The 24,454-nt window shown below is 66.2% G+C and carries 20 protein-coding genes and 1 riboswitch; of the genes, 11 read left to right on the top strand and 9 right to left on the bottom strand.

What is annotated here, in order from left to right:
- Positions 1-13: 13 nt before the first annotated feature.
- Positions 14-958 carry an IS481-like element ISStma1 family transposase gene (locus tag Q9Q79_RS15440; protein ID WP_012479022.1) on the bottom strand — a complete coding sequence of 315 codons (945 nt, stop codon included), beginning with the start codon at positions 956-958 and terminating at the stop codon, positions 14-16.
- Positions 959-1,152: 194 nt separating this feature from the next.
- On the opposite strand from Q9Q79_RS15440, the gene Q9Q79_RS15445 reads away from it, so the two are divergent.
- A complete protein-coding gene (locus tag Q9Q79_RS15445; RefSeq protein ID WP_012481022.1) occupies positions 1,153-2,148 on the top strand; it encodes an alpha/beta hydrolase in 996 nt (331 codons plus the stop codon).
- A gap of 105 nt (positions 2,149-2,253) precedes the next feature.
- On the opposite strand, the gene Q9Q79_RS15450 is transcribed toward Q9Q79_RS15445, so the two are convergent.
- The 3 genes from Q9Q79_RS15450 to Q9Q79_RS15460 are packed head-to-tail and all read right to left on the bottom strand — an operon-like array spanning position 2,254 to position 5,581.
- Positions 2,254-3,321 carry a homoserine dehydrogenase gene (locus tag Q9Q79_RS15450; RefSeq protein WP_049451506.1) on the bottom strand — a complete coding sequence of 356 codons (1,068 nt, stop codon included), beginning with the start codon at positions 3,319-3,321 and terminating at the stop codon, positions 2,254-2,256.
- Entirely contained in the window at positions 3,318-4,553 is a 1,236-nt protein-coding gene (locus Q9Q79_RS15455; protein WP_049396078.1) for an O-succinylhomoserine (thiol)-lyase, read from the bottom strand. The genes Q9Q79_RS15450 and Q9Q79_RS15455 overlap by 4 nt, the downstream gene beginning before the upstream one ends.
- Positions 4,550-5,581: a homoserine O-succinyltransferase gene (locus Q9Q79_RS15460; RefSeq protein ID WP_201862157.1), complete on the bottom strand. Its 1,032-nt coding sequence runs from the start codon at positions 5,579-5,581 to the stop codon at positions 4,550-4,552. Before Q9Q79_RS15460 ends, Q9Q79_RS15455 begins: the two co-directional genes overlap by 4 nt.
- A 77-nt stretch (positions 5,582-5,658) precedes the next feature.
- Positions 5,659-5,777: riboswitch (SAM riboswitch) on the bottom strand.
- Positions 5,778-5,925: 148 nt separating this feature from the next.
- Between Q9Q79_RS15460 and Q9Q79_RS15465 the strand changes: the two genes are divergently transcribed.
- From Q9Q79_RS15465 to Q9Q79_RS15480, 4 genes are all read left to right on the top strand, one after another.
- A complete protein-coding gene (locus Q9Q79_RS15465; RefSeq protein WP_100438339.1) occupies positions 5,926-6,807 on the top strand; it encodes a M23 family metallopeptidase in 882 nt (293 codons plus the stop codon).
- 66 nt (positions 6,808-6,873) lie between these two features.
- On the top strand, positions 6,874-8,478 hold the full coding sequence (locus tag Q9Q79_RS15470) for a peptide chain release factor 3 (protein ID WP_049404528.1): 1,605 nt from the start codon (positions 6,874-6,876) through the stop codon (positions 8,476-8,478).
- 160 nt (positions 8,479-8,638) lie between these two features.
- Positions 8,639-9,277: a hemolysin III family protein gene (locus Q9Q79_RS15475; protein ID WP_005410682.1), complete on the top strand. Its 639-nt coding sequence runs from the start codon at positions 8,639-8,641 to the stop codon at positions 9,275-9,277.
- Between the two features lie 82 nt (positions 9,278-9,359).
- On the top strand, positions 9,360-11,333 hold the full coding sequence (locus Q9Q79_RS15480) for an AsmA family protein (RefSeq protein WP_201862158.1): 1,974 nt from the start codon (positions 9,360-9,362) through the stop codon (positions 11,331-11,333).
- A gap of 458 nt (positions 11,334-11,791) precedes the next feature.
- On the opposite strand, the gene Q9Q79_RS15485 is transcribed toward Q9Q79_RS15480, so the two are convergent.
- From Q9Q79_RS15485 to mtgA, 3 genes are read right to left on the bottom strand one after another with little or no spacing between them, the layout of a single operon-like run.
- On the bottom strand, positions 11,792-12,223 hold the full coding sequence (locus tag Q9Q79_RS15485; protein WP_033834030.1) for a CBS domain-containing protein: 432 nt from the start codon (positions 12,221-12,223) through the stop codon (positions 11,792-11,794).
- A complete protein-coding gene (locus Q9Q79_RS15490) occupies positions 12,183-13,202 on the bottom strand; it encodes a glycosyltransferase family 2 protein (RefSeq protein WP_005410685.1) in 1,020 nt (339 codons plus the stop codon). Before Q9Q79_RS15490 ends, Q9Q79_RS15485 begins: the two co-directional genes overlap by 41 nt.
- A gap of 46 nt (positions 13,203-13,248) precedes the next feature.
- Entirely contained in the window at positions 13,249-13,998 is a 750-nt protein-coding gene (gene mtgA, locus Q9Q79_RS15495) for a monofunctional biosynthetic peptidoglycan transglycosylase (RefSeq protein ID WP_005410686.1), read from the bottom strand.
- A gap of 77 nt (positions 13,999-14,075) precedes the next feature.
- Between mtgA and Q9Q79_RS15500 the strand changes: the two genes are divergently transcribed.
- Together Q9Q79_RS15500 and Q9Q79_RS15505 are read left to right on the top strand one after the other, a co-directional pair.
- The gene (locus Q9Q79_RS15500; protein WP_005410687.1) at positions 14,076-14,969 is read left to right on the top strand and encodes an Hsp33 family molecular chaperone HslO; all 894 of its coding nucleotides are present in this window, start codon (positions 14,076-14,078) and stop codon (positions 14,967-14,969) included.
- A 149-nt stretch (positions 14,970-15,118) separates the two neighbouring features.
- Entirely contained in the window at positions 15,119-15,931 is an 813-nt protein-coding gene (locus Q9Q79_RS15505; RefSeq protein WP_024956328.1) for a hypothetical protein, read from the top strand.
- Between the two features lie 219 nt (positions 15,932-16,150).
- On the opposite strand, the gene Q9Q79_RS15510 is transcribed toward Q9Q79_RS15505, so the two are convergent.
- Both Q9Q79_RS15510 and Q9Q79_RS15515 read right to left on the bottom strand, forming a co-directional pair.
- Positions 16,151-19,108 carry a TonB-dependent receptor gene (locus Q9Q79_RS15510; protein ID WP_049395373.1) on the bottom strand — a complete coding sequence of 986 codons (2,958 nt, stop codon included), beginning with the start codon at positions 19,106-19,108 and terminating at the stop codon, positions 16,151-16,153.
- 230 nt (positions 19,109-19,338) lie between these two features.
- On the bottom strand, positions 19,339-19,938 hold the full coding sequence (locus tag Q9Q79_RS15515) for a TetR/AcrR family transcriptional regulator (RefSeq protein WP_005410690.1): 600 nt from the start codon (positions 19,936-19,938) through the stop codon (positions 19,339-19,341).
- Positions 19,939-20,079: 141 nt separating this feature from the next.
- Here Q9Q79_RS15515 and Q9Q79_RS15520 point away from each other — a divergent pair, with 141 nt between their 5' ends.
- The 4 genes from Q9Q79_RS15520 (at position 20,080) to Q9Q79_RS15535 (ending at position 24,438) form a co-directional block, all read left to right on the top strand.
- Positions 20,080-20,997, top strand: coding sequence for an alpha/beta hydrolase (locus Q9Q79_RS15520; RefSeq protein WP_005410691.1), 918 nt, complete (start codon positions 20,080-20,082; stop codon positions 20,995-20,997).
- Positions 20,994-23,471 carry an acyl-CoA dehydrogenase gene (locus Q9Q79_RS15525; RefSeq protein ID WP_024956326.1) on the top strand — a complete coding sequence of 826 codons (2,478 nt, stop codon included), beginning with the start codon at positions 20,994-20,996 and terminating at the stop codon, positions 23,469-23,471. The genes Q9Q79_RS15520 and Q9Q79_RS15525 overlap by 4 nt, the downstream gene beginning before the upstream one ends.
- Before the next feature lie 76 nt (positions 23,472-23,547).
- Positions 23,548-24,027: a hotdog fold domain-containing protein gene (locus tag Q9Q79_RS15530; protein WP_201862160.1), complete on the top strand. Its 480-nt coding sequence runs from the start codon at positions 23,548-23,550 to the stop codon at positions 24,025-24,027.
- Positions 24,028-24,054: 27 nt separating this feature from the next.
- The gene (locus Q9Q79_RS15535) at positions 24,055-24,438 is read left to right on the top strand and encodes a hypothetical protein (protein ID WP_232289652.1); all 384 of its coding nucleotides are present in this window, start codon (positions 24,055-24,057) and stop codon (positions 24,436-24,438) included.
- The last annotated feature ends 16 nt before the right edge of the window (positions 24,439-24,454 follow it).

Below are 24,454 nucleotides of genomic sequence, written 5' to 3' on the forward strand. Positions count from 1 at the left end.
GGAAGGTAGTCGACTAACTGTGTAAACCCACCACGTTGTTCAGCAGGACTCTGGAAATAGGTGGCTGGCCACCGATCCCCATGTGAGGGCGGTGCCAGTTGTAGTGGTGCAGCCATTGGGTCAGCACGGAATTGCGCTGGTCCGAGGAGGCGTATTCGCGGGCGTAGGCCCATTCGCGCAGGCTGGTTTGGATGAAGCGCTCGGCTTTGCCATTGGTCCGCGGCGTGTAGGGCTTGGTTCTGATGTGCTTGATCCCAAGGGATTTGAGCAGCTTGGCAAAGGCGGTGGAGCGATAGCAGGCACCGTTGTCGGTCAGGATCCGCTTGAAGGTGATTCCCAGGCTGGCGTAGTACTGCAGAGCGCCCAGCAGCGCCTGGCAGGCGGTTTCGGCCTGTTCGTTGGGGTGGACGCTGCTGAAGGCGACCCGGGAGTGATCGTCGATGGCCACGTGGACGTAGCCCCAGCCACCGCCAGCGGCGTTTCCCCGACGTTTGGCATCGGTTCTGTGCCCTGGCCGCTGGAAGTTGCCCAGCTTCTTGATGTCCAGGTGCAGCAGCCCTCCGGGCTGATCGTATTCGTATCGGATGACCTCCTTGGGCGGTTCAAGCCGACACAGCCGATTGAGGCCGTGGGCACGCATCAGCCTTGAAATCGTACTGTGGCCGACCCCCAGCGCCTTGGAGATGGTCAGGTAGGTCTGCCGTTTACGGCGGTGCTCCTTGATTTGCTCGATTACCGGAGCAGGTGTGGCATGCGGCGTCTGGTGAGGCCGTGAGCTGCGGTTTTCCAGCCCCGGTGCCCCGAACTGGCGGAATCGGGCCAGCCATTTGTAGGCCGTACGCACACTTACGCCGCATGCTTGGGCTGCTTCCTCTGGGCGCAGGCCCTCGTGGAGGATGCGGCGAATAAGAAGTGCTCGACTATGGACGGTCAAACGGGCATTTTTATGGTGGTTCATCCGGGCTCTTTGGGGTCTGGAGAGGTGTGGTAACCACCATTTTCCAAAGATGTCCCGGATGAACAACGTACAGAGAGATCACAACTAACAGTCGACTCTACCCAGTCGACTCTACCTCGTCGCCCTTGCCCGGTCGGACGACACCGTCACTGCGTTCCGGTTAGGCTCGGGGCTCCCCTATCCAGGACCGCCCCATGCGCGTGATCGCTGCCGCCCTGCTTGCCTGCCTTCCACTGCCTGCGCTGGCCGCGCCCACTTACGGGCCGCGGCTGGAGGGTTTCGACTACGGCTATCCGGTGAAGACCTTCGCGCTGGAATCGCAGCGGCAGCCGCTGGAAATGGCCTACCTCGACATCGCGCCGAAGAAGGCACCCATCGGCGTGGTGGTGCTGCTGCACGGCAAGAACTTCTGTGCCGCCACCTGGAAGGAATCGATCAAGCCACTGGTTGCCGCCGGCTATCGGGTGATCGCCCCGGACCAGGTGGGCTTCTGCAAATCCAGCAAGCCCGAGCGTTACCAGTATTCGTTCGCGCAGCTGGCCGCCAACACCCATGCCCTGCTGCAACAGCTGCAACTGGGTGATGTCCCGGTGCACCTGGTCGGTCATTCGATGGGCGGCATGCTGGCGGTGCGCTATGCGCTGATGTTCCCGCAGGACCTGCGCAGCCTGTCACTGGTCAACCCGATCGGGCTGGAAGACTGGAAGGCGCTGGGTGTTCCCTGGCGCAGCGTGGACGCGTGGTACGCCGGCGAAATGAACATCAGCTATGACAGCATCCGCCGCTACCAGCTGGACGTGTACTACGACGGAAAATGGAAGCCGGCGTATGAACCGTGGGCACGGATGCAGTCGGGCATGTACGAAGGGCCCGGCAAGCAGGCCGTTGCATGGAGCCAGGCACTGGCCTCGGACATGGTGTTCAACCAGCCGGTGGTCTACGAACTCAAGAATGTTCAGGTACCGACCACGCTGTTCATCGGCCAGAAGGACCGCACCGCGATCGGTCGCGACCTGGCGCCACCAGCGGTGAAGGCGACGCTGGGCAACTATCCGGTGCTCGGCAAGGCGGCAGCCGCGGCGATTCCCGGCGCGACGCTGATCGAGTTCGCCGAACTGGGCCATTCGCCGCAGGTGCAGGACCCGAAGCAGTTCAACGCGGCGTTGCTGAAGGCATTGAAGGCGCATTGAACGGCAGCACTCCCCTGTAGAGTCGAGCCATGCTCGGCTTATCCAGCAAGAGGGATCTCGCCAGTAGCAGCCGAGCATGGGCTCGGCTCTACAGAAGCAGTGCGATCAGCCGACGATCCGCAACACGTCATCCAGCAGCGCGGCGGCGGTGACTTCCGCGCCCGCGCCCGGGCCCTGGATCAACAACGGCTGGCGGTGATAGCGATCGCTGTGGATGGCCACCCGATTGTCGGTGCCCGCGCCCTGCGCCAACGGGTGATCGGCAGGCAACTCACGCAGGCCCACCTGCGCACCCTCGCCATCGACACGGCCAACGAAACGCAGCACGCGGCCATTGTCATGCGCCTGCTGCCAGCGCGCCTGCAACGGCGCATCCAGCTGCTCGAGCGCCGCCACCGCATCCTCCAGCGGCAGCGCTGCAAGCGCTTCAGGCACCAGTGAATCCACCTCTACCTGCGACGCATCCAGCGCCAACCCGCTGCTGCGGGCCAGGATCAGCAGCTTGCGACGCACGTCTTCACCGGAAAGGTCCAGGCGCGGATCGGGCTCGGTGTAGCCGGCAGCCAGCGCCTCGCGCACCGCCACCGAGAACGGCGACTGGCCGTCATAACGATGGAACAGCCACGCCAGCGAACCGGACAGCACGCCTTCGATGGCATGGATGTGATCGCCACCGGCTACCAGTGCACGCAGGCTGCTCAACAGCGGCAGGCCCGCGCCCACCGTCGCGCTGTCGCCATAGCGTGCGCCACTGTCGGCACAGCTTTCCGCAATGGCCTGCGCGCGGGCCAGCTGCGCACCACGTCCCAGCTTGTTGGCGGTCACCACATGCACGCCCCGCGCCAGCCACTGCACGTGGCGCGCGGCCACGTCTTCGCTGGCGGTGGCGTCGACCACCACGTCTCCACGCTCCAGTCCTTCGGCACTCGCCCACGGTGGCGAACTCTGGCCATCGCGCGGTGCACGCCGTGCCAGTTCCAGCGGCAAGGCCAGGTCACGATCGATCTCCAGCGCAGTGCGTGAATTGGCCAGCCACTGCACGCTGGGCAGTTCCAGCCCACGCGCCCGCAATGCCTGGTAACGCTGTACGAAGGCCGAGCCGACCGTGCCGGTGCCCAGCAGCGCCAGGCGTCCCACGCCCAGAGCAGGAATTTCTGCGGCAAGCGCGCTCATGCATCCACCACCTGTTTGCGGCGCGCAGCCGCATCAATCACCGCTTCGGCACGCTGCAGCGCGGCGCCGAGATCGGCCAACAGGTCACGCTCGGCCTCGATACCAACGGACAGGCGCAGCAGGCCTTCGTTGATGCCGGCCGCAGCACGCGCTTCGGCGGTCATCGCCGCATGGGTCATGGTGGCGGGGTGCGCGATCAGGCTTTCGACGCCGCCCAGCGATTCGGCCAGGGTGAAACAGCGCAGGCCATCGACGAACGCGCGCACCGCCGCGTGCGGATCATCACCCGCGCAGTGCGCCAGTTCGAACGACAGCATCGCGCCGAAGCCACTCTGCTGGCGAGCAGCGATGGAGTGGCCCGGGTGATCGGCCAGACCCGGATAATAGACGCGGCCGACCGCCGGATGCTGGTCCAGCAGCGCAACGATCGACGTGGTGTTCTCCTGATGCACGCGCAGGCGCGCATCCAGCGTGCGCAGGCCGCGCAGGGTCAGGAAGGCATCAAACGGCGAACCCGTCAGGCCCAGCGCGTTGCCCCACCACACCAGCTGCTCATGCAGTGCCGGATCGCGCGCGACGATCGCACCACCCACCACGTCGCTGTGGCCGTTGATGTACTTGGTGGTGGAATGCAGCACCAGATCCGCACCGAACGACAGTGGTTGCTGCAGGGCCGGCGACAGGAAGGTGTTGTCGACCACAACCAGAGCACCTGCCTTGTGCGCGGCATCGATGACGAAGCGCAGGTCGGTGATGCGCAGCAGCGGATTGGACGGCGTTTCCACCAGCACCAGCTTCGGCTGGGTGGCCAGCGCCTGCGACAGCGCGCGCGGATCGGTCAGGTCGGCGGTGACCAGTTCGAAATGGCCCTTCTTCGCCAGCGCATTGAACAGCCGCCAGCTGCCACCGTACGCGTCGTGCGGCACGACCAGGGTATCGCCCGGCTGAAGCAGCGCGTTCAGCACCAGGTTGATCGCCCCCATGCCGGTGGCGGTGATCACGCCGCCCGCACCGCCTTCCAGCTCGGCCAGCGCTTCACCCAACAGGTCGCGGGTCGGGTTGCCACTGCGCGTGTAGTCGTACTGGCGCTTGTTGCCGAAGCCTTCAAAACTGAAGTTCGACGACAGCACGATCGGCGGCGTGACCGCGCCATGCGCGGTGTCCCGATCGATGCCGGCACGGACGGCGGCAGTGGTGCGGCTACAGGACGGCTCGTTGGCGTGCAGGCTCATGCGGACTCTCCAGAGGTGCGGAAGGCGGTGGCGAGGATCGCGTCGATGCGATCGGTTTCTTTGAGGAAGGCGTCGTGGCCATAGGGCGAGCGCAGCACGCGCAGGCTTCCGCGCGGCCCCAGCCCCTCGACCAGGCCGACCAGGTCGGCCAGCGGCACCAGGCGGTCACCCTCCACCGCGACCACCACGGTCGGCGGCAGGATGGCGGCGGGGTTCACGCGGTGCAGGTCGATCGATTCGGACAGGCGCAGGTAGGCGGTCACCGGCGTGCGCGCGACGTACTGCGCGCCGGCGGCGTCCAGATAGTCCTCGGCGGCGACCCGCACGCGGCCGTTGATCACTTCCGGCGCGGCGTCGAAGCGCTCGCCGAACTCTTCCGGGGTGCGGTAGCTGAGCATGGCGAACTGCCGGGCCAGCGCCAGGCCGTGGTCTTCGCCGCACTGCAGTTGGCCGAGGGCGACGGCGCGGCGCTGCAGTGCGCGCCAGGCCGCGGCATACGGGTGCGGACGATGCGCGCCGCTGGCCAGCACCAGCTGGCGCACCCGGGCTCGATGACGGATTGCGAACTGCTGGCCGACCAGCGCGCCATACGAGTAGCCGACGAAGGCCTTCAGCGTGCGGATACCCAGATGATCCAGCAGCAGTGCCAGCGCATCGGCCTGGTCAGCGGTATCGATCGGCACGTCCAACGCACCGTCGGCCCCGATGAAGTCGAACGCCAGTACGCGCAACTGCTGCGGATCCAGCGTGCGACCACTGCCGACCAGGTCTTCGGCCCAGCCCTTCTCGCTGAACTGTGCGTTGGACGCCACATGGCGATGGGCGGAAATGCCGCCGGCCAGCACCACCACCGGCGCATTGGCGGGGCCGACCCACTCATAGCGCAGGCGCACCGGGCTGGGGCCAGCGTGACGCATCGACAGCACCGCGGCGAACTCACCGCGCTCGGCATGCACGCGATCTTCGACCGGCACGCTGACGGGAACAAAGGGTTCGGGGCGAACGGCGGTACTGGCAGCGAAGCTCATGGCGGGATCCGGTTGGGGAATCGGCCATCGAGCCTTCGCGGGGCTCGCGTTCGAGATGCACGTGCGGTGCATGGATCGAACCATCTTTCGGTGGACGCCACGGTCCCCGCAGGATTTGGCACCTACGCGAACGCTTTCGCATCCGCGGGCTGCCCCGGCTTCAAAGGGCCTGTCCCTCTGCCGGTCTCGATGGTGAGGCCACGATGCCAGCGCTTCCGGGCGCTGTCAATCCCTTCATGCGGATAAAGCGATGAATATTTTCGCGACAGGTATGCGAGAGGCGTCGCGGTCGCTCCGTTCAGGATCGGGTACAGTCCGGACGGTCCGTTTTCCTGAATCCGCTGATGCCACGCCTGCCCTTGACCTGCCTGCTCCTGCCGCTGCTGGCCAGCGCCTCTGCCGGCGCCAGCGACTGGCGCCAGGGCTGGGGGATGCTGCCGAAGGCGCCTACCCCCGCCAGCGCGGAGGCGAAGGCCCCCCTTCCGATGGCCCAGCTGCGCCTGCAGTCGATCGGCGAACATTGGCAGGCCCGGATCGACAACACTCTGGCCGGGCCGTTGCAGATCGAACTGCGCGCCGCCCCTGGGCACCCGGTCGACGGCTTGCCGGTGCAGTCACTGATACAGGGCGACAGCAGCCTGGTCGTCGGCCACCTCCCCGCGCCGGTCAATGGCCGGATGCTGGACCTGCGCCTGCAGTCGGTACCAGGCAACCCCGCCGCACAGGCCGAGGATGTGGCCTACCGCCTGCCCTTCGATGATGCACGCCCGCGCGTGGACCAGGCGCCGCAGGGCCGGTTCAGCCACGACGACGAGGAAAACCGCGACGCGGTCGACTTCGCACTGCCGGAGGGCACACTGGTGCTGGCCGCGCGCGAGGGCACGGTGATGCAGATCCAGGATGGCTTCCGAGGCAACGGCCAGGACCGCGAACGTGATGGTGCCCGCGCCAACTTCATCCGCGTGCTGCACAGCGACGGCAGCATGGCCCTGTACGGCCACCTGCAGGCCGGCGGCATGCGCGTGCGTCGCGGCCAGGCGGTGGGCGCCGGGCAGCCCATCGGCCTGTCCGGCAACAGCGGCTTCAGCAGCGCACCGCACCTGCACTTCGTGGTGCAGGTCAACCGCGGCATGGGCCTGCGTTCGGTGCCGGCACGCATCTTCGCCGAGCAGGGCCAGCTGCAGTTCGCCCGCCAGGGCGAGGCCGAGGGCGGCATCGGGCGCTGAACGGCCCCGGCCGGTATAATCGGGCGCTTATCTCTTTGAAAAGCGCCCCGGGCGGGCGCCACTGCCATGTCCGAAGTCGCCAACGAAGCGTCGCGTCGCCGCACCTTCGCCATCATTTCCCACCCTGACGCCGGCAAGACCACGCTGACCGAAAAGCTGCTGCTGTTCGGAGGCGCGATCCAGATGGCCGGTTCGGTCAAGGGCCGCAAGGCCGCCCGCCACGCCACCTCCGACTGGATGGCATTGGAAAAGGAACGCGGCATCTCCGTCACCTCTTCGGTGATGCAGTTCCCGTATGAAGACAAGATCGTCAACCTGCTCGACACCCCCGGCCACGCCGACTTCGGCGAGGACACCTACCGCGTGCTGACTGCGGTGGACTCGGCACTGATGGTGATCGACGTGGCCAAGGGCGTGGAAGAGCGCACCATCAAGCTGATGGAAGTGTGCCGCCTGCGCGATACCCCGATCATGACCTTCATCAACAAGCTCGACCGCGAGGGCAAGGACCCGATCGAGCTGCTGGATGAAGTGGAAACCGTGCTGGGCATCCAGTGCGCGCCGGTCACCTGGCCGATCGGCATGGGCCAGCGCCTGAAGGGCGTGGTCCACCTGCTGACCGGCGAAGTGCACCTGTACGAGCCGGGCCGCAACTTCACCCGCCAGGACTCGACCATCTTCCCGTCCATCGACGCCCCCGGCCTGGCCGAGAAGATCGGTGCGCAGATGCTGGCCGACCTGCGCGACGAGCTGGAACTGGTGCAGGGCGCCAGCCATCCGTTCGACCTGGAGGCCTACCGCGCCGGCAAGCAGACCCCGGTGTTCTTCGGCTCGGGCGTGAACAACTTCGGCGTGCAGCCGCTGCTGGACTTCTTCGTCGAGCATGCGCCGTCGCCGCAGGCACGCTCCACCACCGGCCGCGAGATCGCCCCGGAAGAAAACAAGCTGACCGGTTTCGTGTTCAAGATCCAGGCCAACATGGATCCGCAGCACCGTGACCGCGTGGCCTTCATGCGCGTCTGCTCCGGCCGTTTCAGCGCCGGCATGAAGACCTTCCACGTGCGCACCGGCAAGGAAATGAAGCTGGCCAACGCATTGACCTTCATGGCCAGCGACCGCGAGATCGCGGCCGAGGCGTGGCCGGGCGACGTGATCGGCATCCACAACCACGGCACCATTTCCATCGGCGATACCTTCACCGAAGGCGAAGCGGTCACCTTCACCGGCATCCCCAACTTCGCCCCGGAACTGTTCCGCCGCGCGCGCCTGCGCGATCCGCTCAAGCTCAAGCAGCTGCAGAAGGGACTGGCCCAGCTGTCCGAAGAAGGCGCGACCCAGTTCTTCCGCCCTCTCACCAGCAACGACCTGATCCTGGGTGCGGTGGGTGTGCTGCAGTTCGACGTGGCGGCCTATCGCCTGAAGGACGAGTACGGCGTGGAAGCCACCTTCGAGCCGGTCAGCGTGACCACCGCGCGTTGGGTCCACTGCAGCAACGAGAAGAAGCTGGAAGAGTTCCGCGAAAAGAATGCGCTGAACCTGGCACTGGATGCAGCCGGCCACCTGGTCTACCTGGCACCGACCCGGGTCAACCTGCAGCTGGCGCAGGAACGCTCGCCGGACGTGCGTTTCTCGGCCACCCGCGAAGCGGCGCATACCGTTTCGGCGGGCTGATGCCATGGGGTCGGATCCCTTTCCGGCAGGAAAGGGCTCTGACCCCAGCCAGCGCAAGGCAGGCATTCACCCACCATACGGTGACAGGCGTGCACGTATCGCCCATCGCGGCGATGATAAGGGGGTGCGGGTCCCCCTCCCCGCGAACAATGCCTACGCCATGTCCACGACGTCCATTGCTTCGATCCGTGAAGAAATCGCCAGCGCCCTGACCCATGGCCTGGGCGCGGTATTCGCCCTGGCCGCCAGCGCGGTGTTGATCACCCTGGCTGCGATCTACGGCGACGGCTGGCAGCTGGCCAGCGCGATCGTGTTCGGTATCGCGCTGTTGCTGCTGTACACCGCCTCCACGCTGTACCACGCCATCCAGCATCCGGTCGCCAAGGGCCGGTTGAAGGTGTTCGACCACTGCGCGATCTATGTGCTGATCGCGGGCACCTATACCCCGTTCACCCTGATCGGCCTGCGCGGTCCGTGGGGCTGGGGCCTGTTCACCGCGATCTGGGCGCTGGCGCTGGGCGGCGTGGTGTTCAAGCTGTTCTACACCGGCCGTTTCAAGGTGCTCTCAACGGTGATCTACATCGCGATGGGCTGGCTGGTGGTCGTGGCGATCAAGCCGATGTGGGCCTCGATCGATGGCGGCACCCTCACCTGGCTGTTCGCCGGCGGCCTGTCGTATACGCTGGGGACCTACTTCTACCACCGTGAATCGATCCCGTACTCGCATGCCATCTGGCACCTGTTCGTGATCGGCGGCAGCGTCTGCCACTTCGTCGCGGTCACCATGCAGGTGCTGTAAACGGCCGCCGACGGCGGCGTGTGCACGCCATGCACATGGTCGCTTCGCGCCCTGTCCACGAACAGGGGGCAACCATGGCAGCGTGAATGCTGCCGCCTCCCCTGCCGCAAGGCGCACGCCCCGCTGGCGCCTCCGCCGCCCCGGCCCACGAGGCCGGCGCTGGCTCACGATCCTGGTTTTCCTGCTGGCGGCGATCCTGGTACTGCTCGCGTTGTGGGACTGGAACTGGTTCAAGGGACCGGTGGAGCGCGCGGTGCAGGCACGCACCGGCCGAGTGCTGCACATCGGGAGCCTTGATGTCGACCTCGGCCGCACCAGCACGATCCGCGCCGATGCGATCACCTTCGCCAATGCCAGCTGGGCGAAACAACCTGAGATGGCCAGCGCAGACCGCGTCGAGATCGACGTGCGGGTCTGGCCCCTGCTGCGCGGCAGCGTGCAGCTGCCCGAGGTGCGCCTGACCCGGCCGGACGTGCTGCTGGAAACCGCCCCGCGCAAGGGCGAGCCGGGCAACTGGGACTTCCTCGGTGACAGCGCCGGCGGCACAAGCCCGCAGCTCAAACGCCTGCGCATCGACGATGGTCGGCTGCAGTTCATCGATGCACTGGGCCGCACCGACATCCGCGTGGGCGTGCGCAGCGGTCAGCCGAAACAGGCCGATGCCTCACCGCCGCTGCTGGTACAGGGCAAAGGCCACTGGCAAGGCAACCCGTTCACCCTGCGCGGTGGCACCGAATCTCCGCTGGAACTGACCGACAGCGACCACCCGTTCCGCATCCACCTCGACGGTCGCGCCGGCGCTACCCACGCGGTGGCCAGTGGCACGCTGACCAATCCGTTCCAGCTGCGGGTGTTCGACCTGCAGTTCGCACTCAGCGGGCAGGACCTGTCGGACCTGTACCCGCTGCTCGGCATTGCCATCCCGCCCTCACCGCCCTACGCCTTGGACGGACGGCTGAAGCGCGACCACAACGTCTGGCGCTACGACAGCTTCACCGGGAAGGTCGGTGACAGCGACCTCGCTGGCAACCTGCAGTTCGAGGTGGGACGCGACCGTCCACGGCTGACCGCGACACTGGAATCCAGGCGCCTGGACTTCGATGACCTGGCCGGCTTCGTGGGAGCGCCACCGAAGACCGGCGGCGGCGAAACCGCGAATGCGGAGCAAAAGGCACAGGCCGCCCGCGTCGCCGCCAGCAGCCGGGTATTGCCCGACACGCCCTACAACCTGGGCAAACTGCGTGCGATGGATGCCGACGTGCGCTGGAAGGCCCACCGCATCAACGCGCCCTCGTTGCCACTGGACGACATGGACGCGCACCTGCTGCTGGATGACGGCGTGCTGCGGCTGGACCCGCTGAACTTCGGCGTGGCCGGCGGCGATATCCGCAGCACGATCCGCATGGATGCACGCCAGGCGCAGATTCGCACTGCGTTGAGGGCCAGCGTACGCGGCGTGCAACTGGGCCAGCTTTTCCCGGATGCGAAGCTGGCCGAGCAGGCCAAGGGCGGCATCGGCGGCGAAGTGGACCTGAGCGGGCGCGGCAACTCGATCGCCGCCATGCTCGGCAGCAGCAGCGGTAAGGTCGGGCTGGCGATGGGCCGTGGCCATGTCGGCAACCTGGTGATGGAACTGGCCGGGCTGGATATCACCGAATCACTGAAGTTCCTGGTGACCGGTGACAAGCAGATTCCGCTGCGCTGCGCCTTCGCCGACTTCGGTGTGCAGGACGGCCTGATGACCAGCCAGGCACTGGCGGTGGACACCACCGATACCATCCTCATCGGCGAAGGCACGGTCAGCCTGCGCGACGAGACCCTGGACCTGCTGCTGAAACCGCGCCCCAAGGACAAGAGCATCCTGGTACTGCGGTCACCGTTGCATATCAGCGGCACGTTCAAGGACCCGTCGTTCCGCCCTGACTTCAAGGCGTTGGGTATTCGCGGCGCGGTGGCCCTGGCACTGGGCAGCATTGCCCCGCCGGCAGCGCTGCTGGCTACGATTGAACTGGGGCCGGGCAAGGATGCCAACTGCGGTGGGCAGTATGCGAAGTAGGGTTACAGCGTTGTTCGCGGCGCCTCCCTTCCCGCGCGTAGAGCCGGAGCAAGGCGACAGGCAGGACACGCCGTAAATACGTCCCTGTAGGCTCGGTCGGCGCATCCATGCGCCTCACGGTCCTGCCTGCCGCCTTGCTCCGGCTCCGGACAGTTTCCTGCGCGCGCGGAACGAGAGCGAAATTCAAAGTCAAAAAAAAAAGCAAAGTCAAAAGCTGTTGCCAACCAAGGTTGGCATCTACCAGGAGCGGGGGATCGGCACTGAAACGCACCGCGCTCGCGGGAACGTGTCCAGAGGCGGAGGACCCTGCCCAGCCGCACCCTCCGCCTCCCAACGTATCAGGAAGGCGCTGCTTTGGCTTTGGCTTTGGCTTTAGCTTTGGCTTTAGCTTTGGCTTTGACTTTGGCTTTGAGCTTCGAAAAGCGGGCTGGCGGGCCGCAGGCCCGCCAGCGAAAAACTCATCCCGCCACGATGTACTGCTGCAGCTGATCCAGCTCCCTGCGCTGCGCATCGATCACCGACTTCACCAGGTCGCCAATGGAAATCACCCCCAGCACCTGCACGCCCTCCACCACCGGCAGGTGGCGGATGCGGTAGTCGGTCACCAGCTGCAGACAATGCTCCACCTGTTCGCCCGGCGACACCGTCACCACCTGCGTCGTCATGATCTCGGCCACCGCCGTATCGCGCGAAGAACGATCACGCAACACGATCTTGCGCGCGTAATCGCGCTCCGAAAGGATCCCGACCAACCGCGGCCCGTCCATCACCAGGACCGCGCCAATGCCCTTTTCCGCCATCAACCGGATCGCATCGATCACCGCCGCATCCGGCGCGACCGCATGTACTTCAGGAGACTTGCCGTCCAACAGTTGCCGTACCGTGGTCATCTGCCTGCCCTCCGAGGGTGGGTTGCAGAGCCGAGTCTGCCACGGCGGATGCTAGCCACGCGTCAACCAGGTACAACGGCCGCTGCTTGGACTCTTCGTACAGGCGCCCCAGGTACTCACCGATCAGGCCCAGCGCAATCAACTGCACCCCGCCCAGGAACAGGATCACCGCCATCATCGTCGGCCAGCCCGCCACCCGGTCGCCGTACAGCGCGGCCTTGACGATCACCCACATGCCGAACACGAAGGCCACCGCCGCGGTTGCCAGCCCCAGGTAGGTCGCCGCGCGCAGGGGCACGGTCGAGAACCCGGTGATGCCTTCCAGGGCGAAGTTCCACAGCCGCCACAGGCTGAACTTGCTGGTGCCGGCCACGCGTGCGTGGCGGTGGTAGGGCACCGCCACGCGCTTGAAACCCACCCAGCTGAAAAGCCCCTTCATGAAACGATGGCGCTCACGCATCTCGCGCAGCGCACTCAGCGCGCGTGGTGACAGCAGGCGGAAATCCCCGGTGTCGGCCGGGATCGGCGTACGCGAAAGGCGCCCCATCACGCGGTAGAAGATCGCCGCCGTGGCACGCTTGATCCAGGCCTCGCCATCGCGCGCCAGGCGCGTGCCATAGACGTTGTCATGGCCCTCGCGCCAGCGCGCGACGAACTGCGGCACAAGCTCCGGCGGGTCCTGGCCATCGGCATCCAGGATCATCGCCGCCCCTTCGCGCACCAGGTCCAGGCCAGCGGTCAGTGCGGCTTCCTTGCCGAAATTGCGCGACAGCTTCAGCGCGGAGACCCGCGCGTCGGATTGGGCCAGGCGGGCGATCACCTCCCAGGTCCCGTCATGGCTGCCGTCGTCCACGTACAGAATGTGGCCGTCGATGTCGGGCAGCGCGTCGAGCACCGCGCACAACCGCGGATGCAGCAACGGCAGTGCCAGGGCCTCGTTGTAGGCGGCGATGACGAAAGTGAGCCGTTCGCGGGTCATGCCCGGATTGTACGTTGCCGCCGGCCGTAGATCAGGCGGCGCGCGCTCACTCTTCCGAAAGGTACGCGGCCCCGCCCAGCTGCCGTGCCTGGCGCTGGATCCAGGCGGCGCGCCGCTGCACGTATGGCCCTGGCTTTGCGGCGTTGTAGCGCCGCGGTGCCGGCAGCACCGCCGCCAACCGCGCGCTATCGGCCGGGCTCAACCTGGCCGCGTCCTTGCCCCAGAACTTCTGCGCCGCCGCCTGAGCTCCGTACACGCCATCACCGAACTCGGCGATGTTGGCGTACATCTCCAGGATGCGCTCCTTTGGCCACAGCGCTTCGATCAGCACGGTGTACCAGACCTCCAGCCCCTTGCGGATCCAGCTGCGGCCCTGCCAGAGGAACAGGTTCTTGGCCACCTGCTGGCTGATCGTGCTGGCGCCACGCAGTCGCCCGCCCTTGGCATTATGGTCGCGGGCCTTCTCGATCGCCTGCAGATCGAAGCCGTTGTGGTCGGGAAAACGCTGGTCCTCGGCGGCCACCAGCGAAATCGGCAGGCTCGGCGCCATCTGGTCAAGGTCGCGCCACTGGTAATGCAGGCGATAGGACCAATCGGCCTCGCCCAGCGCCTCGCCATAGCGCCACAGCATCACCATGGACACGGGCGGGTCGATGAACCGCAGCACCAGGACCTGCAGGCAGCTGAAAGCAGCCAGCAGCACCGGCAGCCACAGCAGCCGTTTCCAGCGCCAGCGCCTGCGGCGCGGGCCTTCTACGACAGCTTCCACCTTGTGCTGCTCTCCCCCTGCCCCCATTACTGGTGCATCCTTCTTCTATCTGGTTGTCGGCGCATTATCCGGCAACTGCCCCCGTTTACGCGCGATGTGAGCCGATGACCGCCAACTCCGATTCCCTGATCCGCTTCCTGCTCCCCGACGCCGGCGTCCGCGGCGTCCACGTGCACCTGCAGGCCACCTGGCAGGAAATCCTGTCCCACGCCGAGTACCCGGATACCGCCGCCGAACTGCTCGGCGAGGCCTGCGTGGCCTCGGCGCTGTTCACCGGCCATACCAAGATCGATGGACGCCTGTCGATCCAGCTGCGCAGCAGCACTGCCCTGCGCACCCTGTTCGCCGAATGCACCGCCGCCGGCACCCTGCGCGGTATCGCCCAGCTCAGCGAAGGCGGCGACGCGCCGCGCGACCTGTCCAGCCTGGGCGATGACGCGATCCTCGCCATCACCATCGAGAACCCCGGCCTGGACCCGCGTGAACCACAGCGCTACCAGAGCCTGGTCGGACTGACCGCACCGGAACTGGACGAGGCCTTCGAGGACTACTTCCGCCAGTCCGAGCAGCTGCCGACCCGCCTGCTGCTGGCGGCCGACCGCAATGGTGCCGCCGGCCTGCTGCTGCAGAAGCTGCCGGGCGACGAGGGCGACGAGGACGGCTGGGCGCGCGCCAGCGCCCTGTTCGAGACCCTGGGCAAGGCCGAACTGCTGGCCACCCCGGCCGAGCAGCTGCTGCACCGCCTGTTCCACGAAGAGAAGCCGGCGTTGATGGGCGAAAAGCCGCTGTCCTTTGCCTGCTCCTGTTCCCGCGAGCGGGTGGCGGCGATGCTGCAGTCGCTGGGTGAGGAGGAGGCCCGTGCAGCGGCTGCAGACACCGGCGCCGTCGAGGTCCGTTGCGAATTCTGCGGGCGTGAGTATCACTTTCCATTGACGGAGTTCGGCATACTGTTCCACGGCGCCCAGGGGGCTGTACCGGCGCCTGAACGGCTTCAATGAACGGCAGTCTTGTACCTGGGGAGGATCAAGGCTTGTTAAGAATTCATAAACACCCTAGGATCAAGTTCCCGTCCCCACGGGAACTTCCGTTGTCCGTCCCTGTCTGAACTGGTCCGATGCGTACCTTCCTGCGTCTACCGCTGGCCATGATGATCGCCCTTGGCGCGATCACGGGCGTGCATGCGCAGAGCAAGGACACCCGCACCGTGCTGCCGGTATGGAACAAGGGCAGCGGCAAGGTCGAGGCCCTGCTGTACCTGGAGCCGACCGGTGAGCAGGCGGCCGGGGCGCGCTGGCATTTCGGCCGCAACTCGCTGGATGCGGCCTTTGGCCTGTCCTCCGGCGATTCGCTGGGCCTGCTCTGCAGCAGCAGCGGGACCAGCATGAGCGGCCTGGCCAGCCACTGCATGCTGGCCAGCCTCGGCGACGAGGACGACCTCAACAGCCGGCGTTTCACCGGCACCGCCGCATTGAACCGTGGCAGCAGCCGCCTCGGCATCACCGCCGGCACCGGCCGTGAAACCCTGCCGGCATGGCTGGCAGGCCCGAACAAGACCCCTTCGCTGCGCGCCGAGCAGAATGACCTGACCGTGTTCGCGCAGAAGAACATCGGCCGCGAAGGCTTCGTGTCCATCGCCGGCACCTACGCCAAGGCCCGCCTGGTACCGCTGGCCGACGCCTCGCCGGCCATTGCCGACCGCTGGGACAGCAAGAGCCTGAGCATCGGCGCCGGCTACGGCAATTTCACCGGCAGCATCATCGGCCGCGTCATCGACGTGCCCGGCAAGCCCGGCAAGTGGGAAGGCCTGGGTATCGGCCTGACCTGGCGCACGCCATGGTCCGGCCAGCTCACCGTGGGCGCCGAGAACGTGATCAGCCGCGGCAAGAATCCGTTCTCGCCACGCAACGAAAGCAACGACGACGGCACCGTGCCGTACGTGCGCTACGAGCAGGACCTGTAAGCTCCCTGCCGCCTCACCGCGACGTTTCCGCGCGCGCTCCCTTCGCCCATCCCCGTAATGACACCTCGCCGCCACCACGCGGCGATGCGCAAGCGCCTGTGCGCGGCCTGGTCCAGCACGGCTGCGCAAAGGCCTGCGCCATCAAGCCTGGCTGCCCCATGAAAAAAGCCACGCCCCTTTCGGGGCGTGGCCATGTCACACGTACATATTACGCCGCGATCAGAAGCGCTGGGTGTACTTCATGTACAGGAAGCGACCGATGTCGAAGCCACCGTAGTAGGAGACGTTCGCGCTCGGCTGGCTGTACATGGTCGGGCCCACGCGGCCGAACACGTTGTTGGCACCCACGGCCACGGTCGCATTCCACGGTGCGTTCCAGCGCAGCTGGACGTCGTTGAATACGGTCGCGCCACGCTGGTTGGTCGCGCTGCCCACCGCCACGCCCTGGTTGTTCGGCGAAGCGTAGTTCGGCAGGTTGCACTCTTCCGGGAACGTCACGGCGCTCAGGCACGATTCCTTCATGCCGGAGAAGTAACGGACGGTCCAGCTGGCGCCGAAGTCACCCATTTCCCAACCCAGGTTCAGGTTCGAACGCACGCGGAAGGCGCCGCCCGCCCAGCCCACGCCGGTGCGGGGATTCGGGTGGGTGACCGGGTTCTTGGTGGTGACCAGGTCATCACGCGAGGTGTAGGTGCTGGTCCACTGCGCGCTGAAGTTGCCGAAACGATCGGTCGGCAGGCGGTAGCTGACATCCAGGTCGAAGCCTTCCACCTCGCGGTAACCGGCGTTGATGCCGGTGCGCTTGAGGTTGTTGACGATGCCGGTCACCGGGTCACGCGTGAACGCCGAGCAGCGTGCCGCGATGTCGTTGATGTAGCAGTCGTTGAGGATCAGGTTGGCCGTGTCCGAGATGATGGTGTTCTCGACGCGGATTTCCCACCAGTCCAGCGACATGTTGAAGTTCTGGATGAAACCCGGGCTCCAGACGAAGCCCAGGGTCTTGGACGTCGAGGTTTCCGGGGTCAGCTGGTCGTTGGAGCCGGAGACGAAGGCCAGCGGGGTCTGCGACGATGCAGCGGTGGTCGGGGTGAAGCCCTGCTGCTGCTGGCGGAAGTTGGCTGCATTTACGCCGGCCGGCAGTGCGGCGGCGCAACGGGCACGCACCGCAGGATTGGTGCGCGCCGCACCGTAGACCGAATCGCACGGATCGGTGAAGAAGTCGAACGACTGCGAACCGCCGCTGTACAGGTCGGCGATGGTCGGGGCACGGAAGCCTTCCGCCCAGGTACCGCGGATGAGCAGCGAGTCGATCGGCTTCCACTTGAAGCCGAACTTGCTGTTCAGCGTGGTGCCGAAGGTGTCGTAGTCCGAATGGCGGGTGGCCGCGTTGAGGCTCAGCTCGCGGGCGCCCGGCAGGTCGGCCAGGATCGGCACGTTGAACTCGGCATAGACTTCGTCAACCTTGTAGCCACCACCGGTGGGGAAGTTGGCCAGGCCGGAGGTGTTGCCCGACTGCACCAGCGCGTCCGGGCTGAAGCTGCCGGTTTCCTTGCGGTGCTCGACACCCACGGCGAAGCCCAGGTCGCCGGCAGGCAGGGTGAACAGGCTGCCAGCCAGGTTGGCGGTGACGACCTTGGTGGTGGTCTCGGCGGTGGAGTGCGCGGACGGGAACAGCAGGTTCTGCAGGGCGGTGTTGCCGGTCAATGCGCCGTTGGCACCATTGCTCTGGATGCCGGCATGCAGGAACGGGTTGTACGGCACGCACTGGTTCAGCCCGATCGGGTTGGCCACGGTACCGCACTGCGCCACGCCGCTGCTGTTGATGAAGGACGGACCCACCGCCGCACGCAGCGCGGTCAGGTTGAGGTCGCCGGTGCTGGTCTGGACCAGCTTGTTGTTGTTGTACAGGTAGCCGACATCCCAGTCGAACAGGCGGTCGGAGAACTCGAAGCTGCCTTCCAGGCCGCCGCTGAAGCGGAAGGTGGTCAGCTCGGCGCGGGTGTTGCGCGGCACTTCCGAAGTACGACGCCACCAGTTGGCGATGTCAGCACCCAGCGGATTGAACACACTGCTGGCCGAAATCGGCGAACCGAAGGCCAGTGCGCCGTACGGGTAGCCGGCGATCTGGCGGTTCGAATCGCGGAAGCTGTACAGCATGTTGGTGCGCAGGCGCACGTTGTCGGTCAGGTCGTAGATGCCATCGACGAACACTGCACGGCGTTCCTGCGGGGTACGCAGGTCGGTCTGCAGGTTGGTGTTGGTCTTGTCCTTGGTGGAGAAGCTGTTGACGTTCTGCGCGACGTAGTCGGCCTTGTTGTTCGCGTTGCCACCCTCACGCAGGATCACGCGGACTTCGCGGTTCGGGTTGGATGCGCTGGCGGCCGGATAGGTGACGCCCGGCAGGCCATCGGCCGGACGGCTGACGAAACCGCCGAACTCACCCACGGTGGTCCAACCGAAGTCCGGGTGGTTGGAGCTGCGCGGGAACGCACCGTACGGACGATCGGCCGCCCGCACCTTGTCTTCCTTGGCGTACTCGGCACCGATGGTCAGCGAACCGCGCTCACCCTTCACGCCCATGGTGAAGTCCATGGTGCGGGTGGCACCGTCGCCTTCACTGTACTGGCCGTAGTAGACGCTGCCGGTGGCGCCTTCGAAGTTGGTACGGGTGATGATGTTGATGACGCCGGCGATGGCATCGGAACCGTAGATCGACGAAGCGCCGTCCTTCAGCACTTCGATGCGCTCGATGGCCGAGACCGGCACGGTCGAGATGTCCTGCAGGCCACCGGTGGTGATGCCCAGGCGCTTGCCGTTGAGCAGCACCAGGGTGCGGGTGGCGCCCAGGTCACGCAGGCTGATGTAGGTGCCGCCGACGGCTTCGCCCGAGGACAGCGGCTGGGCACGGCTGATCGGCGGCGTACCCACGGCGCTGATGTTCTGCAGGATGTCAGCGACCGACGAGAAGCCCTGCTTCTCGATGTCAGCGCGGTTGAGGGTCAGGACCGGCTGGGCGGTTTCGACGTCGACGGTACGGATGCGCGAACCGGTGACTTCGATGCGGTCCAGGTTGGTGGCGGTCTGGGCAGACGCCACCCCGGTACCGGCAACGGATGCGGCGCTGGCGGCCAGCGCAACGCACACTGCATCGCGCAGCTTGTTGCTGTTCAACTTCATGGGCTCTCTCTCCATGGATCTTGGGTTGTGTGCTGAGTCCAACCGACGTGCCCCAAAAGGGAGGCACAAAAAACGGCTGGTGACCCGATAGTAGCCACACTTGATCTGGAATTAAAGAGTCGTTAAGAAAATGCCCAAATCGCGTGAAACCAGCCTCACCACGACATACGTTGGCGCATTGAGGTCGCCTGCAAGGCGCATTCGGCACTTGCAGGGCGCCATTCTCCCATTCAGCTGGGAATGAGCGTCTCGATCAGATGCTCGACATAGGCCTCGAAATCCTCGCGGGCCTGCTTGGGTTGCTGCAGCTGCAGCGACAGCTGCAGGAAGCCGACGTAGGCGGCATAGGCCAGGCGCGCGCGATGCCGTGCATCGGTGGAGCTGAGCCCGGCCTGGCGGAACGAAGCAACCAAATAGTCGAGCCGGCGCTGCGAAACGCGGTCGATCACCGGGCGCACCATCGGGTGGTCCAGCGCCTTCAGCAGTTCGCTGTAGATGATGTGCGGCTGCACTTCGTGCGCGACCATCTGGAACAGCTGGCGCAGGCGCACGCGCGGATCCGGCACGTCCTCCAGGCTGCCGAACACCTGTTCCTGTTCGAACAGTTCCCAGCGTTCCAGCGCCGCCTGCAGCAGTGCATCACGCGAGGGGAAGTGCCAGTAGAAACTGCCCTTGGTCACACCCAGGCGCCGCGCCAACGGTTCCACCGCGACGGCCCCCACACCTTGTTCAGCAATCAGATCGAGAGCGGCCTGGGCCCAGTCTTCGGCACTCAGGCGGCTGTTGCGGCCGGCGCGCGGTTCGCCGGCGGAAGCGTCAGGTTGATTCATGGGCTGATTTAACCATACGCCGGGGTTCGTTGCAGTACGCGGTTGCGGCCGAAACCGTCGCGACGCCCGCCTGGGCACCTGCCGCAGCGCACCATACCGTGCAGTATTGACTTCCCTCACAAGCGATCCATACTAGCAAGTATGGTTACGTCCCCTACTCCCGCTGCGTTCCATGATCTTCGCCTGGAGGCCGCCCATGGCGCACGCCTGGCCGCAACCGCCAGCGACCACGGCCGCCGTGGCCGCGTGTTGTTCGCGCACGGCTTCGGCCAGACCCGGCACGCATGGAACGCCACCGCGCGGGCCCTGTCTGCGGCGGGGCTGCAGACGCTGGCCTACGACGCCCGTGGCCACGGCGATTCGGACTGGAATTCTGCCGAACTGCCCTATCACGGCGAGCAGTTCGCTGATGACCTGATCGTGCTGGCCGGGGAACAGCCACGCCCGCCGGTGCTGGTCGCAGCCTCGATGGGCGGCCTGTTCGGCCTGCTGGCCGAATCGCGCTGGCCGGGCCTGTTCTCGGCGATGGTGCTGGTGGACATCACCCCGCGTTGGGATACCGCCGGTGTTGAACGCATTCTGGCCTTCATGACCGCCCATCCCGACGGCTTTGCCTCGCTCACCCAGGCCGCCGATGTGATCTCGGCCTACATGCCGCACCGTCCGCGCAAATCCGAGCAGTCGCTGCGCGCACTGCTGCGCGAGGACGGCCACGGCCGCTGGCGTTGGCACTGGGACCCGCGCCTGGTGGCCGAACTGGCGCGCGACAGCGAGCAGCACCAGGATGCACTGGCCGAGGCCGCACGCCAGGTGAAGTGCCCGCTGCTGCTGGTCAGCGGCGGCCGAAGCGACCTGGTCACGCCACAGACCGTGGCCGAATTCCTGGCGTTGGCGCCGCACGCGCGTCATGTACAGCTGCCGCAGGCCACGCACATGGTCGCCGGCGATGACAACGACGCCTTTACCGCTACTGTGTTGGACTATCTGGACGTGTTGCCCGCAGCGGATGCTGCAGCTTCGTCCGCCACAAACGAGCACGTCACCGGAGCACGCTCATGAGCATCGTTCTTCCCTTCCTCGCCCTGCTGCTGGCAGGCGCGTTCGTCGCCTACCACCGCATGCGGCTGGTTACCTGGACGCTGATCAGCGTGGCCCTGCTGGTCGCCTGCTGGTTCATTCCCTACGTCAACCAGACCGCCACGATCGTGGCTGCCGCCATATTGGCCGTCATCGCCGTGCCGCTGCTGCTGCCGTTCATCCGCAAGCCGCTGCTGACCGGCCCGATGATGAAGGTGTTCCGCAAGGTGCTGCCGCCGCTGTCGCAGACCGAGCGCATCGCGCTGGAAACCGGCTCGGTTGGCTTCGAGGGCGAACTGTTCACCGGTGATCCGGACTGGAACATCCTGCTCAATTACCCCAAGCCGCAGCTGACCGCCGAAGAACAGGCCTTCCTCGATGGCCCGGTCGAAGAGCTGTGCACGATGGTCAACGACTGGGAAATCACCCACGTCCACGCTGACCTGCCGCCGGAGCTGTGGGCCTTCATCAAGAAGAACAAGTTCTTCGGCATGATCATCCCGAAGGAATATGGCGGCCTGGGCTTCTCTGCGCTGGCCCACCACAAGGTGATCCAGAAGCTGGCCTCGGTGTCCTCGGTGGTCAGCTCCACCGTCGGTGTGCCCAACTCGCTGGGCCCGGGTGAACTGCTGGTGCATTACGGCACCCAGGAACAGAAGGACCAGTACCTGCCGCGCCTGGCCGATGGCCGCGAAGTGCCCTGCTTCGGCCTGACCGGTCCGTTCGCCGGCTCCGACGCCACCTCGATTCCGGACTACGGCATCGTCTGCAGGGGCGAGTGGAACGGCGAGCAGGTGCTCGGCGTCAAGCTGACCTTCGACAAGCGTTACATCACCCTGGCCCCGGTCGCTTCGCTGATCGGCCTGGCCTTCCGCATGTACGACCCGGATGGCCTGATCGGCGACACCCGCGACATCGGCATCACCCTGGGCCTGCTGCCGCGCGACACCGCCGGCGTTGAAATCGGCCGTCGCCACTTCCCGCTGAACTCGACGTTCCAGAACGGCCCGATCCGCGGCAAGGACGTGTTCATTCCGCTGACCCAGCTGATCGGTGGCGCGGCCATGGCCGGCAAGGGCTGGAACATGCTCAACGAGTGCCTGGCCGTGGGCCGTTCGATCACCCTGCCGTCCACCGCCAGCGGCGGTGCCAAGGCCGGTGCCGCCGTGACCGGCGCCTATGCACGCATCCGCAAGCAGTTCGGTCTGTCGGTCGGCCGCTTCGAAGGCGTGGAAGAAGCGCTGGCCCGCATCGGCGGCAAGGCGTACAAGATCAGCGCGCTGTCGCAGGCCACCGCTGCTGCAGTCGACCGTGGTGACGTGCCGTCGGTACCGTCGGCGATCGCCAAGTACCACTGCACCACCATGAGCCGCGAAGTGATCTCGGACATGATGGACGTGATCGGCGGCAAGGGCATCATCCTGGGGCCGCGCAACTTCGCCGGCCGCAGCTGGCAGGCCGCGCCGATCGCGATCACCGTGGAAGGCGCCAACATCATGACCCGCAGCCTGCTGATCTTCGGCCAGGGTGCGATCCTCTGCCACCCATGGGTACTGAAGGAAATGAAGGCCGCGCAGGATCCGGATACCCGTGCCGGCCTGCAGGACTTCGACCGCAGCCTGTTCGGCCACATCCGCTATGGCATCTCCAATGCCGTGCGTTCGTTCTGGTTCGGCCTGACCGGGGCACGCTTCGGTGCCGCCCCGGGTGACGCCTACACCCGCCGCTACTTCCGCAAGCTGGACCGTTACTCGGCCAACCTGGCGCTGATGGCCGACATCTCGATGATGACCCTCGGCGGCAAGCTGAAGTTCAAGGAATCGCTGTCCGGCCGCCTGGGCGACGTGCTGAGCCACGTCTACATGACCAGCGCCATGCTCAAGCGCTACCACGACGAGGGCGCACCGCAGGCCGACCAGCCGCTGCTGGCCTGGGCCTTCCATGACAGCGTGCACAAGATCGAGGAATCGCTGTCGGCGGCCCTGCGCAACTTCCCGATCCGTCCGATCGGCTGGCTGATGTGGGCGCTGATCTTCCCGCTGGGCCGTCGTGCCGAGGCCCCGGGCGACCGCCTGAGCCGCCGCGTCGCCGCCCTGCTGATGGCGCCGAACGAAGCCCGCGACCGCCTGGCCAGTGGCGTGTTCCTGACCCCGTGCGAGAACAACCCGGGTGGCCGCATCAACAGCTACCTGAGCAAGGCGATCATGGCCGAGCCGGTGGAACGCAAGTTCCTGAAGGCGCTGAAGAGCAAGGGCATCGAGGCGCTGGACTTCAAGAGCCAGCTGGACGAAGCCGTGGCCGAGGGCGTGATCACCCAGGACGAGCGCAGCCTGCTGGAAGAGCTGCGCACGCTGACCCTGGATACGATCACCGTGGACGACTTCGACACCCACGAACTGCGCGCGGCCAGCTACTACGACCGCCAGCACAAGGATCCGCATTCGCAGGCCGCCTGATCGCCCGCGATACGCGTTGCCTTCGACGGCGGGCCTCGGCCCGCCGTCGCTCTATCCGACGACCGGAACACCGACCATGTCCACGCCCCTGCTCTCGCTCTACAACCGCCTGCAGCGCTGGCCCGCCGGCACCTGGCTGTTCTCACGCGCGGTGTGTTTCAAGGCGCCCTACTTCGCCAGCATCGCGCCGCGCATCACCCGCCTGGAACACGGCCGCTGCGAAGGCACGCTGGCCGACCGCCGCAGGGTGCGCAACCACATCGGCACGGTGCACGCGATCGCGATGTGCAACCTGGCCGAGCTGGTCGGCGGAGTGATGGTGGACGCCAGCCTGCCGGCAGACATGCGTTGGATCCCCAAGGGCATGGAAGTGAAATACCAAGCCAAGGCCTTGGGCACGTTGAAGGCCGTGGCGACGCCAATGTTGTCCATCGTCAGTGCTGCGGACGGCTACGACCTGCCGGTGGGGGTCAGCGTGACCGATGCGGCAGGGACCGAGGTGTTCCATGCGACCATCGCAATGTGGGTATCGCCGCGCCCTCCGCGCACAGGCTGATCAACCATGACAACCACAGAACTACTGGTGCGCCTGGCAGGCATTCACAGTCTGGGGTTTGCCGCCTTCCATCTGGCGTTCTGGCGGCTGTTCGGCTGGAAACGCGAGCTCGCCCAGCTCGGCACAGCCAACCGCGCGATCATGCAGATCCTCAATCTGCGCGTGATCTATGTGTTCCTGGGAATGGGGCTGATCGCGCTGATCTTTGCCCCGGACCTGGTCGACACTCGTCTGGGGGTGGTCCTGCTGGGCTTCATGGCGGTGTTCTGGGTGGGCCGCGCACTTGAACAATTCGTCTTCCTGCGCATCAACGACTGGCGCGTACACCTGCTGACGGGCCTGTTCGTGCTGGGTGCGGCACTGCATGCCGTGCCGATGTGGCTGGGCTTCATGCGCGCCATCAGCCGCTGAGCGGCGACGCCTGCCA

Source organism: Stenotrophomonas sp. a6 (genome assembly GCF_030913325.1).
Taxonomy (GTDB): Bacteria; Pseudomonadota; Gammaproteobacteria; order Xanthomonadales; family Xanthomonadaceae; genus Stenotrophomonas; species Stenotrophomonas maltophilia.